Annotated in this window: 1 protein-coding gene and 1 pseudogene; both read left to right on the top strand. The window is 46.2% G+C overall.

The window, feature by feature from the left end:
• The first annotated feature begins 135 nt into the window (after positions 1-135).
• Entirely contained in the window at positions 136-1,350 is a 1,215-nt protein-coding gene (locus F6K38_RS39245) for a glycosyltransferase (protein WP_287360328.1), read from the top strand.
• Positions 1,351-1,522: 172 nt separating this feature from the next.
• A pseudogene (locus F6K38_RS39250) lies at positions 1,523-2,535 on the top strand (hypothetical protein); the annotation flags it as partial.

Below are 2,535 nucleotides of genomic sequence, written 5' to 3' on the forward strand. Positions count from 1 at the left end.
CCCCAAGACCGCGCTGCCTCCCCAAGACCGCGCTGCCTCCCCAAGACCGCGCTGCATCGCTGGCGACTGCTATAAGCATGAATTATTGCCTGTCCTTTCCTTGTGGTCACTTATTGCTCAAAGTAGTAACGTCCTATGAAGATTCTAATGATCTCCACAACCTTTCCCTATCCGCCAACGCGGGGGGCAACTCAGGTCAGGACGTTTAATTTACTCAAGTACCTGAGTAAGCGTCATGCTATAACCTTGGTTACTCAACGTTCTGAGGAGATCAAGGACATCGAGGTAGAAAAATTGCAGCAGTGGGTGGAAGAACTGGTGATGTTTCCCCAACCGCAGCCATCAGAACAAGAGAAAGGCATAAAGGAGAAATTACAGCGCTGGAGTACCATTTTGCAACAGGGAACCCCCCAGAAAGTACTCCAACTCTACTCAACTCCAATGCAGCAATGGCTGGATCAGGCTGTAGAGGGGGGACAATTTGACCTGATTACCTGTGAACACAGTACCAATGAGATTTATGTGCGACCAGAGTGGCGGGAGCAGCTGCGAACTGTGGTGAATATTCATCATTCTGTATACCGGAAATCTCTGGACAAGCTGGAAACCAAAACATCAGACAATCAGCTGAAAGACCAGTTGAATTTGCCCCTATTACGTCGCTATGAAGAGCAATATTGTGCTAATTTTACAGACATTGTAGTCACAACAGCAGAAGATAGACGGCAAATAGAATCATTTGAGCTAGACAGTAAAATTACATTGATTTCTAATGGGGTTGATGTTAATACATTTCCCCGGCGCATCTCTGATCCTGGTGGACACAGATTAGTATTTACTGGGGCGATGGATAACCCACTAAACATCAAAGCAGCTCGTTATTTTAGCCTAGACGTGTTCCCAGCAATTACAGAGCGCTATGCTGATACCAAGCTAGAATTAGTCGGACCCAAACCGGTGCAGGCGGTGCTAGAGTTAGAAGATATACCAGGGATTAGTGTAACTGGCACGGTGCCTTCTTTAGTAGACCACCTTCATAAGGCAACCATATTTGTGGTGCCAATGCAAAGTGGATTTGGCGTAAAAAATAAAACTCTGGAAGCGATGGCAGCAGGAGTACCGGTCGTGGGAAGCGATCGCGGTTTGGAGGGCTTGATAGTTGATGGCGGGGATGTCCCTTTGCGGGCATTGCGAGCAAATGATACAACAGAATATGTTTATGGCATTAGTCGGTTATTTGAAGACCGCCAGCTCCGTAAGCAACTGTCGGAAAATGGGCGAGCGTATATTGAACAGAAATATACTTGGGAACGTGCTGGTGAGCTGTATGAGCAGGTAATCACAGATTGAAGGGTTTAGGGTGCACTTGTTTTAGATTGAGCAAGGGGGAATGACAAAGACATGGAAAATTAGCCTTTAAGTCCAAAAATCTGTACTATTTGGCTAATTACTATCTATCTATTGCCCCCAAGATTTTTTTCAAACTAGGAAAAAACTGGAAAGATAAACCATTAAAACATCAGTGCAAAAGTCTAGTAGAGGTGGTTGGTTAACAACCTTGGGCGCGATCGCTGCCTTAATCACCACTAGCGGTATCATTGCCGGTAGTATCTGGGTGGCGGTTATGTTAATAATTGATCCTGATTCGATTGTATGGATCAATCACATTTTGCCGAGTTGGGCTCGTATCCCCCAGATTGTTCCCTCATCTGCCAAGACATTTGCCCAAATTCAAGGGGAGATTCGTGAAAATGGACTAACGGCGAGCACACCCCTTGCCCTTCACTCTGAGTTGCTGCTACCGATTTTGGCATCACCACCATCATGCCAAAGTAATTGTGACCAGATCGTGGAACTCAGAGTCTATCAGCCCCTTGAACAAAGCAACAGCGAACAGCAGTATTATCAGCTAGTTAGTCAGCTGCCTATCACTGCCCCGGTCGAATATTTTGTGCTGTCTACCCAAGTGAACACAGGATCGGATGATGCTAGTGTCTCCCGTTCACTACCTTTAACCAAACTCGATCGTTTCGATGAACAAGCTCTAGAGGAAGGGTTTTGGTTCAACCTCTCGGGTAACGTGGTCTCAGAAAATACACCAGAGAGCTATGGACAAATTATTCACTACAATCCAGACCAGACACACCTGAGTATGATGTTGGAGTGGACAAGCCCTAATGAAGGTCCTCCCTATTGGCAGGAAGTGACCGGTGGTGCTAGTCCAGAATTAGTGGTTAATCATACTGTAGGCTTGGAACCCCAGTTCAAGGTTTACCAAATTCAACCTCGGTCTTTTGTTCCCAACCCGATTTATCTAGAGGAAATTTCCCTGACCCAAACAGCGATAGATACTAAACTCTATCGCAATGGTTTAAGCCTAGCCCGTCATGGTTTGTGGTCTGATGCTTGGCAATGGTTGAACCAACAGAAACCAAAACACTGGTCAGCAGAGGCTCAAGCCCAAATGGATTTGGTTAAACTGCACGCTCAGGTCACCGAGTCTCAGGCAAATCAAATTTGGGCAAGTGCCAGTGC

It is taken from the genome of Moorena sp. SIO3B2 (assembly GCF_010692525.1).
In the GTDB taxonomy this organism is placed as follows: Bacteria; Cyanobacteriota; Cyanobacteriia; order Cyanobacteriales; family Coleofasciculaceae; genus Moorena; species Moorena producens.

Coding starts and splice junctions, on each gene's coding strand:
- F6K38_RS39245 (WP_287360328.1), top strand. CDS start 136: ATGAAGATTCTAATGATCTCCACAACCTTTCCCTATCCGCCAACGCGG.